At 71.0% G+C, this 15,240-nt stretch carries 8 protein-coding genes; 7 read left to right on the top strand and 1 reads right to left on the bottom strand.

Annotated elements, in window-relative coordinates:
* Positions 1 to 121: 121 nt before the first annotated feature.
* Entirely contained in the window at positions 122 to 955 is an 834-nt protein-coding gene (locus EL340_RS08910; RefSeq protein ID WP_126414297.1) for a class I SAM-dependent methyltransferase, read from the bottom strand.
* A gap of 299 nt (positions 956 to 1,254) precedes the next feature.
* Here EL340_RS08910 and gdhA point away from each other — a divergent pair, with 299 nt between their 5' ends.
* The 7 genes from gdhA (at position 1,255) to EL340_RS08875 (ending at position 15,236) form a co-directional block, all read left to right on the top strand.
* Positions 1,255 to 2,592, top strand: coding sequence for an NADP-specific glutamate dehydrogenase (gdhA, locus tag EL340_RS08905; RefSeq protein ID WP_126414296.1), 1,338 nt, complete (start codon positions 1,255 to 1,257; stop codon positions 2,590 to 2,592).
* A gap of 325 nt (positions 2,593 to 2,917) precedes the next feature.
* Positions 2,918 to 5,440 (top strand): 5'-nucleotidase C-terminal domain-containing protein, encoded by a 2,523-nt coding sequence (locus tag EL340_RS08900; RefSeq protein WP_232022962.1) that lies wholly within the window; start codon positions 2,918 to 2,920, stop codon positions 5,438 to 5,440.
* An 86-nt stretch (positions 5,441 to 5,526) separates the two neighbouring features.
* The gene (locus EL340_RS08895) at positions 5,527 to 8,115 is read left to right on the top strand and encodes a bifunctional metallophosphatase/5'-nucleotidase (RefSeq protein WP_164719365.1); all 2,589 of its coding nucleotides are present in this window, start codon (positions 5,527 to 5,529) and stop codon (positions 8,113 to 8,115) included.
* A 219-nt stretch (positions 8,116 to 8,334) separates the two neighbouring features.
* A complete protein-coding gene (locus EL340_RS08890) occupies positions 8,335 to 10,749 on the top strand; it encodes a bifunctional metallophosphatase/5'-nucleotidase (RefSeq protein ID WP_126414294.1) in 2,415 nt (804 codons plus the stop codon).
* A gap of 354 nt (positions 10,750 to 11,103) precedes the next feature.
* Positions 11,104 to 11,868, top strand: a complete 765-nt coding sequence (locus EL340_RS08885; RefSeq protein ID WP_126414293.1) for a DeoR/GlpR family DNA-binding transcription regulator — start codon at positions 11,104 to 11,106, stop codon at positions 11,866 to 11,868.
* A complete protein-coding gene (locus EL340_RS08880; RefSeq protein ID WP_126414292.1) occupies positions 11,865 to 12,875 on the top strand; it encodes a 1-phosphofructokinase family hexose kinase in 1,011 nt (336 codons plus the stop codon). Before EL340_RS08885 ends, EL340_RS08880 begins: the two co-directional genes overlap by 4 nt.
* Before the next feature lie 207 nt (positions 12,876 to 13,082).
* On the top strand, positions 13,083 to 15,236 hold the full coding sequence (locus EL340_RS08875; RefSeq protein WP_126414291.1) for a PTS fructose transporter subunit IIABC: 2,154 nt from the start codon (positions 13,083 to 13,085) through the stop codon (positions 15,234 to 15,236).
* Positions 15,237 to 15,240 lie beyond the last annotated feature (4 nt).

Genomic DNA, 15,240 nt, shown 5'->3' with positions numbered 1-15,240 from the left:
GCCTAGAGGAGCGGGCCCGAGTTGTATGCATCCTGCGGCCTGATGCGGTCCACTCCTCACCGGCGACTGCGGGGACGTGCACAACCGACCGGGACCGAGGACCCGCCTCCCGCCCCTTGCTTCAGGGGCGGGCGATGACCTCGCCGTGCACGACGACGAACCAGGCGTCCTCGCTCCGACCCCACTGGCGCCAGGCCCCGGCCATCGTCTCCAGGTCGTTGCTGCTGGCCAGCCCCAGCTCGACGGCGCGCGGCCCGAAGGAGGTCAGGCTCCGCTGCGCCCAGGTCTCCGACTGCCAGGCGCGGTCGGCCGGCGTGGCGTAGCACCAGGTGGAGGCCGAGGCTCTCACCTCCGTGAAGCCCGCCTGACGGGCCCAGGCCAGCAGCCTGCTCCCGGCGTCGGGCTCGCCCCCGTTGGCCCGGGCAGTGGCCATGTACACCGAGCGCCACAGCTCCATGCCCTCGGGATGCGGGAACCAGGTCATGGCGGAGTAGACGGCGTCGCGCACGGCCACGACCCCGCCGGGGCGGGTCACCCGCCGCATCTCGGCCAGGGCCCGTACCGGGTCGCCGAGGTGCTGGAGGACCTGGTGGGCGTGGACGACGTCGAAGGCCTCGTCGTCGAAGGGCAGGGCCGTGACGTCCCCGCCGGTCAGCTCCACCTGCCCGGTCAGGCCCCGCTCGGCCAACGTCGCCCGGGCGGCCTCCAGCGCACCCGGCGCGGCGTCCAGGCCGACGACCCGGCCGGGAGCGACGCGCTCGGCCAGGTCCGCGGTGATGGTCGCCGGCCCGCAGCCGACGTCGAGCAGGTCCATGCCGGCGCGCAGGTGGGGGAGCAGGTAGGCGGCCGAGTCCGCGGCGCCGCGACGCGAGTGCGCGCTCAGGACCGCCGCGCCGTGGCCGTGGGTGTAGCGGGCCGCGTCGCGGGCGTCCCCGCCGGAAGCGCCCGACGCCACCCGCCCGTCTGACCCGACCGAGCCGACCGAGCCGACCGGCCTGTCAGAGCCAACCGAGCCATCAGAGCCGTCTGAGCTGTCCGGATACTGTTCACTGCACATGCCCCGATCATCCGAGAAATGTGACCTCGGCTGCTTAACGGTCCGATATGCGGCCCTGATGCGGCCTTTGCGACGGCTATGTTTCCGCCGGATCGCGAGATGTTTCGTCTCAGTGAACGTCTCGGTGGAAGTCTTTTCGCGGCGCCGCGGCGACCAGCCAGGTGCTGAGCTTATTCCGCTAGGCGAAGGAGTCCCCCATGCAGGACGTTGTTGAAAAGGTCTACGAGCAGGTTGTGGCTCGCAACCGTGGAGAGGTCGAGTTCCACCAGGCCGTCCACGAGGTGCTGGAGTCACTCGATCCCGTCATCGCCAAGCACCCCCACTACGCGGAGGGCGCCCTCCTGGAGCGCATCGTCGAGCCCGAGCGTCAGATCATGTTCCGGATCCCGTGGGTCGACGACGCCGGCCAGGTCCACGTCAACCGCGGCTTCCGCATCGAGTTCAACTCCGCGCTGGGCCCCTACAAGGGCGGCCTGCGCTTCCACCCCTCGGTCAACGCCGGCATCATCAAGTTCCTCGGTTTTGAGCAGATCTTCAAGAACGCCCTGACCGCCCAGGGAATCGGCGGCGGCAAGGGTGGCTCCGACTTCGACCCGCACGGCCGCTCCGACGCCGAGGTCATGCGCTTCTGCCAGTCCTTCATGACCGAGCTCCAGCGCCACATCGGCCCGTCCACCGACGTCCCCGCCGGCGACATCGGCGTGGGCGGCCGCGAGATCGGCTACCTGTTCGGCCAGTACAAGCGCATCCGTAACTCCTACGACGCCGGCGTCCTCACCGGTAAGGGCCTGGCCTGGGGCGGCTCCCTCGTGCGCACCGAGGCCACCGGCTACGGTGCCGTGCTCTTCGCCCAGTCCATGCTCTCCACCAAGGGCGAGTCCCTGGAGGGTAAGAAGGTCATCGTCTCCGGTGCCGGCAACGTGGCGATCTACGCCATCGAGAAGGCCCAGCAGCTCGGCGCCACCCCGATCACCTTCTCTGACTCCTCCGGCTACGTCGTCGACGAGGCCGGTGTGGACCTCGATCTGCTCAAGCAGGTCAAGGAGGTCGAGCGCGGCCGCGTGGCCGACTACGTCGAGCGCCGCCCCGGCGCCCGCCTCGTGACCGGCGGCTCCGTGTGGGACGTCCCCGGCGACGTCGCCCTGCCCTGTGCCACCCAGAACGAGCTCGACGGCGACGCCGCGGCCACCCTGCTGCGAAACGGCTGCGGCGTGGTCTCCGAGGGCGCCAACATGCCCTCCACCCCCGAGGCCGTCGAGGCCTTCCAGAAGGCCGGCATCCTGTTCGGCCCCGGTAAGGCCGCCAACGCCGGTGGTGTGGCCACCTCCGCCCTTGAGATGGAGCAGAACGCCGGCCGCACCCGCTGGGACTTCGCCACCGCCGAGGCCAAGCTGACCGACATCATGGCCGACATCCACGACTCCTGCGTCGCAGCGGCCGACGAGTACGGCCGCCCCGGTGACTACGTGCTCGGTGCCAACGCGGCCGGTTTCACCCGCGTTGCCGACGTCATGATCGCCCACGGCATCGTCTGATGCTCGGCTGACACCAGCTGATCCGGGCCTGCGCCCGCAGCGACGGCGTCCGTCGCCTCCCTGAGGAGGTGGCGGACGCCGTCGCTGTTGCGTGATGGGGTGGCGTAACAACCGGACAATCTACTGACTGGATGGGATCGTAAAAAACACTGCAAAATATCTGGGAGGGGCGTATCGTGGAGATGTTCCCTTCCTCACGTGATCCCGATCTCCATCCCTACGTCCCACGAGGATTGACATGAGAATATTTCCAGCTCGGGGAGCGCGAGTCTGCGCTGCGTTGAGCGCCCTGGTCGTGACTGCACTGAGTCCCATGGGTGGTCCCATGGTTGCCGTTCCGGCGACGTCCCTAGCGGCACCGGCCGCCGCCGTCGAGAAGCCTCCCGATAGTCCCGAGGAGGCGGAGGAGGCAGAGGAGCCTGAGGATCCCGGCGATACGGTGCGTATCAAGCTGGTGAGTATCGCCGACCTCCACGGCCACTACTATGCGACTACCGGGTACAACCCTGACACCGGTGACTACGACGGCCCCAGGGATCCCGGACTGGACCGAATCGACTGCGCCGTCAACGGGATCCGCGAGAACTTCCCCAACACGCTGTTCGTCTCCACCGGGGGCAATATCGGGGCCTCGCCCTATACGTCCTCCTTCGTGCAGGACCTTCCCGTCATGCGTGGGCTCAATGTCATGGGGCTGGACGTCTCCGCCCTGGGGGTCCACGACCTCGAAGGCGGGCTGAAGGACCTCGAGGAACGCATCCTTCCCACCGTCGACTTCCCCGTTCTGGCGGCGAACGTCTCGGGCTCGGATGCCCTGGACGCCGAGGGGAGCGGGCGTGGGGTCTATATCAAGGAGGTTGACGGGGTTCGTGTGGGCTTCATCGGTGTGGTGACCGATGACCTGCCGGCTCTGGTCTCCTCCTCCACGCGCGAGCAGCTCACCGTTGCCCCGGCCGTGGACACGGCCAACGCCCGGGCGGCCGAGCTCAAGGACGGGGATCCGGCCAATGGTGAGGCCGACGTCGTTGTCGTGCTCAGCCACGAGGACGCGGCCTCCACCGCGACACGCTTCTCCAGGAACGTCGACGCCGTCGTCGGTGGCCGCAGTGGACGGGAGTACGGGCAGCCCGTCACCGGGTTCGAGGGAAACACCATTCCCGTCGTCCAGCCCGGACGCTACGGTCGGAGCTTCGGCGACATGCTTCTCGAGTTCAATCGGGCGACCGGGGAGACATCGGCCTACTACGCGAGTACCACACCGATCGACAGCTATGACTGCCTCCAAGGAACTCCGGGGCTGGGGGACGTCACCGGGGGGAACTGGGGCACTATCGATGCCGTCGCGAAGCAGCCGCTGGCGCATATCGGAGCCGACTTCCTGCGGGGCTCGGACGGAAGCGTCCCGGACACGAACGCGGGCGCGGAGTCCCCGATCGCCGATCTGGTCGCCGAGTCCTACCGAAGCTGGGTGGCCGACATCAAACCTCCCGGTGCCGACCACTACGTCGGCCTGGTCAAGGCCAATGACATCAAGGACGACCTCACCTACCTCGAGTCCGGCAGCTACGAGGACCTCAAACGGCCGGACCAGGACGGCCTCGTCTCCTACGGTGAGGCGCTCGCCGTCCAGCCCGACAACAAGGAGCTGGCCTACACCACCCTGACCGGAGCCGAGCTCAAGGCGCTGGTGGCCCAGCAGTGGCGGCCCCAGGCGGGCCCGTCCGTCCTCAACCTGGGACTGTCCTCCAACGTGGACGTCATCGTGGACCCCGGGGCGACGGCCGAGAGCGGGACCGTTCCCGCGATCCGTGAGCTCCGGGTCGACGGCCGGGTCCTGGCCGACTCGGACACGGTAGTCGTGGCCTCGACCCACGAGCTGCTCTACGACGGCGTCGACTTCACCGTCCCCGACGAGAAGGTCATCGTCGACGTCGGCTCGCTCCAGCACCACGTCTTCATCTCCTACCTGCGCTCCCTCGGGGATGAGCCGGTGATGCCCGCATACTCCAAGCGCCAGGTGGGCATGAGTGCGACGCCGAAGCCCGACCAGGCCGGCACGGTGACGGTCACGATGGACTCCCTGGCCTACACCAACGCCTCCGAACGGGGCCTCGGTGCGCAGAGGGTCCGCGCCCTGTCCGGGGGCAAGGAGTTCTTCAGCCAAGGCGTCGACCTGACCGTGGACCGCACCGGCCCCACCACGGGGAAGGCGAGCTTCGACCTCACCATCCCCACCGACGCGCCGACGGCGACCTGCCGGGCCATCGCCGAGGAGAGCTGCCGCTGGGTGGCGCTGGAGTCGGTGGACGCCTCCGGCACGGTCCTCAACAGCTTCTACGTCGAGGTGCCGGCCATCGCGCAGTCCACTGCGCAGTCGACCGCACAGCCCACCGCGACGCCGTCGGCCACCCCCAGCCCGCAGCCGGCCCCCTCCACAACGGGCGCCCCCGCGCCGCAGGCGAGTGCGTCCCCATCCGCCGGAGCCACCGCGTCGACAGGGTCGTCCGCGGCTCCGAGCGCGCCGGCGCCCGGGGGAGGGGACTCCCGGCAGCCGGCGGGTGACGGCTCCGGAGGCGGGGGTGCGGGTGAGTCCGCGTCCGCAGCACCCGCAGGCGGCGTTCCTGCACATCCCGAGGCCCCTGTCGGCGTCGGCGGTCTGCCCCCGACGACGAGCGGGGGAGGCGCCGGCGCTCCCGATGCCCGTGGCGGGGCCGATGGCAAGCCGGTCGGCGGCTCGGGTGGCTGGCCCCTGGCCCGCACCGGTGCCTCGCTGAGCGCCGGCGTCATCGCCCTGGCTCTGACCGCCGGCGGCTACCTCATCCTGCGCCGCAGACGGCGAGAGGGATGAAGGGCCCCGGTGGCGGTGGCCCGCCGCCATTACCTCCACTGTCTGAACGCCATCCCACACGCTTTTCGTACTGACTAAGGAACATCATGAGACTCATATCGCGACGGCGCGGACGAGTCTGCGCCGCATTCGGTGCCCTGGCCCTCGCCGCACTCAGCCCTTACTCCCTCGCCGCCCCCGCCGGCATGCTTAGCACCCCGGGTGCCGGAATCTCCGCGGCCGCTCTTCCCACACAGTCCCCGGACGGAGGCGTCGACATCGACCTCGTCGGCATCTCCGACCTGCACGGGTATATCGAGACGGTTTTTCAGAAGGACCCGGAGACCGGAGAGTCGAATTACCCTCATCTCGACCTGCCCGGCGCGGTGACCCTGGCATGCAATGTCGGCAAGGTGCACACCGCCAATCCCAACACCCTGTTCGTCTCCTCGGGGGACAATATCGGCGCGTCCTACTACGGCTCCTCGGTCACCGACGATGAGGGGACACTGACTGTCCTCAACAGGACTCTTCTGACCGCTTCGGCGATGGGCGTCCATGAGCTCGATCATGGCCTCGGTGACCTGGAGGGACGTGTCCTTCCATATGCGAACTTCCCCGTTCTGGCGGCGAACGTCTCGGGCTCGGATGCCCTGGACGCCGAGGGGAGCGGGCGTGGGGTCTATATCAAGGAGGTTGACGGGGTTCGTGTGGGCTTCATCGGTGTGGTGACCGATGACCTGCCGGCTCTGGTCTCCTCCTCCACGCGCGAGCAGCTGACCGTCGCTCCGGCCGTGGACACGGCCAACGCCCGGGCGGCCGAGCTCAAGGACGGGGATCCGGCCAATGGTGAGGCTGACGTCGTTGTCGTGCTCAGCCACGAGGACGCGGCCTCCACCGCGACACGCTTCTCCAGGAACGTCGACGCCGTCTTCGCCGGGCGCAGCCACGTCCCCTACGCACAGACCGTGATGGGGGTCGACGGCAACCGGATCGCCGTCATCCAGCCCGACCACTACGGTCTGATGCTCGGCATGGTTCACCTCAACTACGACCGGGATACCCAACAGGTCTCCATCGTCAGTATGGAGAACCGGGACCTGCGGGAGAACTACTGCTATGAAAGCCCTTTTGAGTCCGTCGATATCTTCTCCGGCAAGCTCTACAACAAGATGATGGATCTGGGGGCCGCTCGGCAGGTCGCGTGGATCGGGGCCGACTACCTGCGCGGCTCGGACGGCGTGACTCCGGGGGCTCATTCGGGCACCGAGTCCACGGCCGCCGATCTGGTGGCCGAGTCCTACCGGTACTGGGTCGCGGATATCGCCCCCGCCGGTGAGCCGGCGGCCTCCGCTCACTACGTGGGGGTCGTTCGGGCCGACGACCTCAAAGCCGATTTCCGGTACAGGAGCACCGGGAACTATCACGGAGAGGTGCCTGCCGATGAGGTCGACGGCGTCTTCACGGTCGACGAGATCCGCAATGTCTCCCCCGACGATAAGGAGATGGGCTACGTCCCCATGAGCGGCGCCGAGCTCAAGGCCCTCATCGCCCAGCAGTGGCGCCCCGGCGCCGAGCCGCCGGTCGTCCAGCTGGGACTGTCGGCCAACGTCGACGTCATCATGAACCCCGTCTCCCAGACCGAGGACGGTGCCGCCCCCACGGTCCGCGAGATCCGTGTCGACGGTCAGGTGCTCGCCGACACGGACACGGTCGTGGTGGCCTCCACCACCGAGCTGCTCACCGGCGGCGCGGGCTTCACGCTTCCCAGCGAGAGCCGGACCGTGAACGTCGGCTCGCTCGGACGCGACGCCACAACCCGCTACCTGGCCTCCTTCAACCACCAGCTGCTCAGACCGAGCTACGTCAAGCGGCAGGTGGGCATGAGCGTGACACCCAAGGTGGGAAGCACGGACACGGTCTCGGTGAGCATGGACTCCCTGGCCTACACCCACCCCACCGAGCAGGCCCGGGGCGCCCGCCGGGTGCGCGCCGTGTCCGGGGACAAGGAGTTCTTCAGCCAGAGCATCGACCTGACCGTGGACTCCTCCGGTCCCACCACGGGCAAGGCCGACTTCGACCTCGCCATCCCCGCCGACGCACCCACCGGAGCCTGCCGCAGCGTGGAGGCGCCGAGCTGTCGCTCCGTCACCGTGGAGTCCGTCGACGGCGTCGGCACGGTTCTCAACAGCTTCTACGTCGAGGTACCGGCCACTGCGCAGTCCACCGAGCAGCCCGAGGCGACGCCGTCGACCACGCCCGGCCCGCAGCCGGATCCGTCCGCGACGCCGTCGGCCAGTCCGGCACCGGGGGCGAGCTCCACCCCGTCCGACGGGACCGCCTCCCGGCAACCGGAGGGTGAGGCCCCCGGGGACGGCCAGGCGACCGCCTCCCCGACGCCGACGCCCGGCAACGGCTCCAGCGCGGCCCCGAGCGGGAACCAGGCGACCGAGTCTGCAGGCGGGCCTGCTGCCAGTCCCACGGCGCCCGTCGGCGTCGGCGGCCTGCCTCCCGCCACAAGCAGGGGAGGTGCCGGCGCACCCGAGGCCCGCGGCGGGGCCGATGGCAAGCCGGTCGGCGGATCGGGCGGCTGGCCCCTGGCCAGCACCGGGGTGTCACTGAGTGCCGGCGTCATCGCCCTGACCCTCGTCGCCGGCGGCTACCTCATCCTGCGACGCAGACGGCAGGCTGACTGACTCCCAGGCGGGAGAAGTCAGAGAAGCCCATGACCGCGCCCGCCGCCCCGCTCGGGGTGGCGGGCGCAGCCATCGTCCGGGGAACCAGCCGGATCCGTGAAAAACAGGGTATAAATGGGTGGGCTCATCCGACTGCGCACCTTCCCTCCCCACCGCAGACCCGGCATGACCGCCCCGATCCCCATCCCCGCGCCTGACAGAGAACCACGAAGGAACGACATGCGACTGCTCTCCACGCGCGCCAGGCGGGCCGGATCCGCCCTGGTGGCGATCGCCCTGGCCGCCCTCGGCCCCCTCGCCCTCGCCCCGGCGGCCGGAGCCGAGGAACCGGCCCCGCCGGCTGTAGCCCCTGTGGCCCCTGCGGCTCCCGCCGCCGGCGCCACCACCATCGACCTGCTGGGCATCACCGACCTGCACGGCCACATCTCCCGAACCACCCAGACCGACCGCGACACCGGCCAGACATCCGTCGAGGACCCCGGCGCCGTCACCCTGGCCTGCGAGGTCTCCGCCGCCCGCGCCGCCAATCCCAACACCCTGTTCGTCTCCGCCGGCGACTCCGTGGGCGGCTCGGCCTACGTCTCCTCCATCCTCCGGGACCGCCCCACCATCGAGACGCTCAACGCCATGAAGCTGGACGCCTCCGCCCTGGGCAACCACGAGCTCGACCAGGGCCTGAGCGACCTCGAGGACCGCATCCTGCCCGCCTCCGACTTCCCGATCCTGGCCACCAACGTCTCCGGCTCGGCGCCCCTGACCGCCGAGGGCAACGGGCGGGGCGCCTACATCAAGGAGGTCGGCGGCGTACGCGTCGGCTTCGTCGGCGCCGTCACCGACGAGCTGCCCACCCTCGTGTCGCCCTCGGCCCTGTCCACCCTCACCCTGAGCCCCGCCGTCGCCGCCGCCAACGCCCGGGCGGCCGAGCTCAAGGACGGGGACCCCGCCAACGGCGAGGCCGACGTCGTCGTTGTGCTCAGTCACGAGGACGCCGCCACCACCGCCACGAGCTTCGGCGGGAGCGTCGACGCCGTCTTCTCCGGGCACACCCACGTGCCCTTCGCCCAGACCGTCACCGGGGCCGAGGGCAACCAGATCGCCGTCGTCCAGGCCGACCACTACGGCTGGGCGCTCGGACGCATCCGCCTGAGCTACGATCCGGCCACCGGCAAGACCACGGTGGTCAGCGCCGACAACGAGGACCTGCGCACCTCCAGCTGCACCACTGACGCCTACGGCGTCGCCGGGATCGTCGCCCAGGCGGAGAAGGACTCCGCCACCGAGGGCGGCAAGCCGCTGGCCCGGATCGGATCGGACTTCCTGCGCGGCTCGGACGGCACCGGCCCCGGCTCCAACCGCGGCACCGAGTCCACCGCCTCCGACCTCATCGCCGAGTCCTTCCGCAGCTGGCTCGCCACCGACATCCAGCCCGCCGGCTCCACCAGGTACATCGGCATCATGAACGCCGGCGGCGTGCGCGCCGACCTCCTCTACGCCGCCTCCGGCACCGAGGGTGACGGCGTCCTGACCTCCGGGGAGGCCTACACCGTCCAGCCCTTCGGCAACGAGATGGCCTACACCACCCTGACCGGCGCGGAGCTGAAGGCCCTCCTGTCCCAGCAGTGGCAGCCCGGCTCCAGCCGGCCCGTCCTCACCCTGGGGCTGTCCAGCAACGTCGACGTCCTCACCGAGGCCAGTCGTCGAGACGGCTCCGCCCCCGCGATCCGCGAGATCCTCGTCGACGGCGTGCCGCTGGCCGATGAGGACACGGTCGTCGTTGCCTCGAACTCCTTCCTCCTGGCCGGCGGCGACGGGTACACGGTCCTCAAGGACAAGCCGTCGACCAATACCGGCATCCTCGACCGGGACGTCACCTCCGCCTACCTGGCCTCCTTCGGCGACCAGCCCGTCAAGGCCGGCTACTCCAAGCGGCAGGTCGGAATGACGGTGCAGCCCGTGTACATCAGCTCAGGAGGCCATGCCCATCCCGACTGGGTCGACGTGTCCATGGACTCCCTGGCCTACACCAACGCCTCCGAGCAGGCCGCCGGCGCCCGGCGCGTGCGCGCGAGCTCCGGGGGCACGGAGATTCTCAACGAGGACCTCGACCTCACCGTCGACCCCACCGGTCCGACCACCGGCAAGGCAAGCTTCTACCTCACGGTCCCAGATGGCGCCCCCACCCGCGCCTGCCGCACGGTGCAAGCCACCACCTGCCGCTGGGTCGCCGTCGAGACCCTCGACTCCGAGGGCAACGTGCTCAACAGCTTCTCAGTCGAGGTCAGGGCCAAGAGCTCAAGCGGTGCCGGAGACGGCTCCGACACTGCTGCGGACGACTCGGGTGGCGCCGTGGACGAGTCCGGCGACACCGGGGGCTCGGACAGCGTCACGCCCGGCTCGCAGGCCGGCGGCGGTGTGGAGCCGTCCGCGGCAGCGAGCGCGCCGGCGGTGCCTGCCGGTCCCACCGGCGCACCCGCCGGGGCGGGGGCGCGTGCGACGCAGGAACCCGCTCGGGCGGCCGGGCCGGCCAGTGACGGCCCCCTGGCCCGCACCGGTGCCTCGCTGGGCGCGGGGGCGCTCGCCCTCGCCCTGCTCGCTGCGGGCGCCTACCTGATCCTGCGCCGTCGTCGGGCCTGATGGCGCTCGCCGCAGGACGGCGCCCTCGGTGCGAGAGCCTCCAGAGCGCACCGCTGTGACGGAGCCGCCGTGACGTGGCCGTCGGGTCCGTGCCGGTCAGAGCGCTGCGGGTCGGCGCGACCGGCCGTCACGGCTCGAAGGCAGCCCGTTGCGGACACGACCCTGCCGCCCGACCACCGTGCGTGGTCGGGCGGCAAACCGTTTTCAGGACAACCAATCAAATGTATTGTGAGTCACTCAGGGGTAGACGTGACTGTCTGAACGGACATACACTCGTGCCCGTTCAGACATCTAAGGCTGTTATAACGCCCGAACAGGCGTTTCCGGTCAACGACACCGACGTCAGGGGTGAGCATGCGCATCGAGGACAGGCACCGCCAGATCGTGGAGCAGGTGCGCGGCGCCGGGCGCGTCCTGGTCACCGAGCTCGCCGAGCACTTCGACGTCACCCCCGAGACGATCCGCCGCGACCTGACCGCCCTGGACCGCAACGGCGCCCTGCGCAAGGTCCACGGCGGCGCCATCCCCGCCCCCGCCCTGCCCGAGACCGGGGTGACCCAGCGCGAGCAGGTCAACACCTCCGCCAAGCAGGCCATCGCCCGGGCTGCCCTGGAGCGGCTGAACCTGGAGCCCGGCACCACCCTCCTGGTCGACGCCGGCACCACCGCCGGGGCCGCGGCTCGCCTCCTGCCCGCCGAGTGGGAGCTGACCATCATCACCGACTCCGTCCTGACCGCCGCCTCCCTGGCCGCCGCCGGGCACACCCGGGTGCGGATCCTGGGCGGCCAGCTGCGCGGACTCACCCAGGCCGCCGTCGGCCCCGAGGCCGTCGAGACCCTGTCCACCCTGCGCGTCGACGTCGCCCTCCTGGGCGCCAACGGCGTCAGCGCCGCCCACGGGCTGTCCACGCCCGACCCCGACGAGGCCACCGTCAAACGCGCCATGGTGCGCAGCGCCCGCCAGGTGGTGGCCCTGGTCGACTCCACCAAGATCGGCCAGGAGCACCTGGTCTCCTTCGCCTCCCTGACCGACGTCGACCTCCTGGTCACCGACGTCGAGCTCCCGCCTGCCCTGACCGAACAGCTCGCCACCACCGAAACCGAGGTCCTCGTCGCATGATCCTGACCCTCACGCCCAACCCGTCCCTCGACCGCACCGTCTCCCTGCCCGCCCCCCTCCAGCGCGGCGCCGTCCAGCGCCTGACCGGCGTCGTCATGGAGCCCGGCGGCAAGGGCGTCAACGTCGCCCGCGTCCTGTCCAACTCCGGGCGCGCCGCCACCACCGTCCTGCCCGCCGCCGAGCACGACCCCATCCTCGCGGCCCTGGGGGCCCTCGAGCTGCCCGGGCTCACCGTCCACCCGGTGCCCGTGGCCGGCGCCGCCCGCATCAACACCGCGGTCACCGAGCCCGACGGCACCACCACCAAGCTCAACGAGCTGGGGGCTGGCCTGAGCGAGCCGGAGATCGACGCCGTCGAGCACGCCCTCCTGGAGACCCTGGCGACCACGCCGCTGCCGGCCGGCGCCGCCCCCCACCACTGGGCGGTCCTGTCCGGCTCCCTGCCGCCGGGCGTGCCGGCCAACTGGTACGCCCGCCTGGTCCGGCTCCTGCGCGAGGCCGCCCCGGGGCTGCGCATCGCCGTCGACACCTCCGACGAGCCCCTGGCCGCCCTGGCCGCCGAGCTGCCCGACTCCGCCCCCGACCTCATCAAGCCCAACGGAGAGGAGCTCGGCCAGCTCGCCGGACTGCCCACCGAGCGCGCCATGGCCCTTGAGGAGGGCGCGATGGAGGGGAGCTACGGCCCCGTCGTCGACGCCGCCCGCCTCCTGGTGGGACTGGGCATCGGCGCCGTCATGGTGACGCTCGGGCCCGCCGGCGCCGTCCTGGTGACCGCCGACGGCGCCTGGCACGCCACCGCCCCCGAGGTCCCGGTGGTCTCCACCGTCGGCGCCGGGGACTCCTCCGTGGCCGGGTACATCCTGGCCGACGTCAACGGAGGCGACGAGGCCGAGCGCCTGAGCACCGCCATGGCCTACGGCTCGGCCGCCGCCTCCCTGCCCGGAACCACCCTGCCCACGCCCGCCGACCTGCCCGAGCAGCCGGCCGTCGTCACCCGCCTGGAGTGAGCCGGCCGCGGCGGCGCCCAGGCCCAGGAGGGCTGACGCCGCCGGCCGTCGTCGGCCGCCGCCGGGACCTCCGACCAACCCGACCATCCGCTACACCGTTCGCCTCTGATCGCCAACCGACCACCAACCGCACCTGACCGCCTCGACCACCTGTGACACGCACCCGCCGCCCGCCGGGCGGCAGCACCTCGGACACCAAGGAAGACCATGACCGAGAACACCCCACTGATCATCCCCGAGCTGGTCGCGCTCGACGCCGACGCCGGCCCGGGCAAGGAAGACGTCATCGAGTTCCTGGCCGCCACCGTGGCCGGCGCCGGCAGGGCCTCCAGCCCCGACGGCCTGGCCGCCGACGCCAAGAAGCGCGAGTCGACCGCCCCCACCGGGATCCCCGGCGGCATCGCGATCCCGCACTGCCGCAGCGCCCACGTCCTGGCCCCCAGCCTCGGCTTCGCCCGGCTGGCCGAGCCGGTCGACTTCGGGGCCGCCGACGGGCAGGCCGCCGACCTCGTCTTCATGATCGCGGCCCCCGACGGCGCCGACGACTTCCACCTCCAGCTCCTGGCCAAGCTCGCCCGCGGCCTCATGCAGTCCGAGTTCACCGACGCGCTGCGCCAGGCCGCCGACGCCGAGGAGGTCGCCCGGATCGTCACCGGACAGGTCCAGCCCGAGCTGCTCGACGGCGCGGGAGACGCCGAGGAGAGCGAGGCCGCGCAGGACGCTGGGGGCTCCAAGACCGCTGAGCCCGCGGCCGCTGCGGCGGCGTCGGCCCCAGCGGCGGGCGAGACCGTCATCGTGGGCGTCTCCTCGTGCCCCACCGGCATCGCGCACACCTTCATGGCCGCCGAGGCCCTGGAGCAGGCCGGCAAGGACCGCGGCATCACCGTGGCCATCGAGGGGCAGGGCTCGGGCAAGATCGACGCCCTCGACCCCGACCTCATCGAGCGTGCCACCGCCGTCATCTTCGCCCACGACCTGCCCGTCAAGGGACGCGAGCGCTTCGCCGGGAAGCCCGTCATCGACGTCGGCGTCAAGGCCGCCGTCAACGACGCCGGGTCCCTGGTAGACAAGGCCCTGGCCGCGGCCGACGACCCGAGCGCGGCCCGCGTGCCGGCCGGCAGCGAGTCCGCCGAGGACAGCGAGGAGGGCGACGAGCACTGGGCGCGGCGCCTCCAGCGCTCCGTCATGACCGGCGTGTCCTACATGATCCCCTTCGTGGCCGCCGGCGGTCTGCTCATCGCCCTGGGCTTTCTGCTGGCCGGGTACGACGTCGCCAACCTCTACGAGAAGATCTCCATCAGCGACTACTCCCTGTGGAACCTTCCCGGCAACGAGTTCGTCCACCAGATCACGAACTCGGCGGGCGACGTCGTCGGCACCGAGACGATCACCGTATCCCAGTCCGGCCTGCTGCTGTACATCGGGTGGACGCTGTTCCTGCTGGGGCAGGCGGCCATGTCCTTCCTCGTCCCGGCCCTTGCCGGCTACATCTCCTTCGGCCTGGCCGGGCGGCCCGGCATCGCGCCCGGATTCGTCATGGGCGTTGTCGCCGTCGAGGTCGGGGCCGGGTTCATCGGCGGTCTGGTAGGCGGTATCCTCGCCGGCTACTTCGCCGCCTGGCTGGCCGGGCTCAACGTGCCGGCCTGGCTGCGCGGGCTCATGCCCGTGGTCATCATCCCGCTGGGCACCACGCTGGTGGTCGGCGCCATCATGTACATGGTTCTCGGGCTGCCGCTGGCCTCCCTCATGACCGCGCTGCAGAACGGGCTGACCTCCATGTCCGAAGGCGGCTCCGCGGTGTTCCTGGGCATCATCCTCGGCCTCATGATGTGCTTCGACCTGGGCGGGCCGGTCAACAAGGCCGCCTACCTCTTTGGTACCGCGGGGCTGTCCGCCGCCAGTGCCCAGAACACTGCGCCCTACGAGATCATGGCCACCGTCATGGCCGCCGGTATGGTGCCGCCGCTGGCAATGTCGGCCGCCACCTTCCTGCGCTCGCGGCTGTTCACCAAGGCTGAGATTGAGAACGGGCGCAGCGCCTGGCTGCTGGGGCTGTCCTTCATCTCCGAGGGCGCCATCCCCTTCGCCGCCGCCGACCCGCTGCGCGTCATCCCGGCCACCATGGCCGGTGGTGCGGTCACCGGGGCCATGACCATGGCCATGCACGTCGGCTCGCGCGCGCCCCACGGCGGTGTGTTCGTCGCCTTCGCCATCACCAACTTCGGCGGGTTCCTCCTGGCGATCCTGGCCGGGACGGTGGTGAGCACCGCGCTGGTCATCCTGCTCAAGGGGCTGGGGCGCAGCAAGGAGGGTCAGGGCAGTACGGGCAGCGCCGAGGCGCAGCCTGCTGCTGCCGCCTGATCCG

Source organism: Actinomyces viscosus (assembly GCF_900637975.1).
In the GTDB taxonomy this organism is placed as follows: domain Bacteria; phylum Actinomycetota; class Actinomycetes; order Actinomycetales; family Actinomycetaceae; genus Actinomyces; species Actinomyces viscosus.
This window is presented reverse-complemented; position numbering and strand designations above follow the sequence as displayed.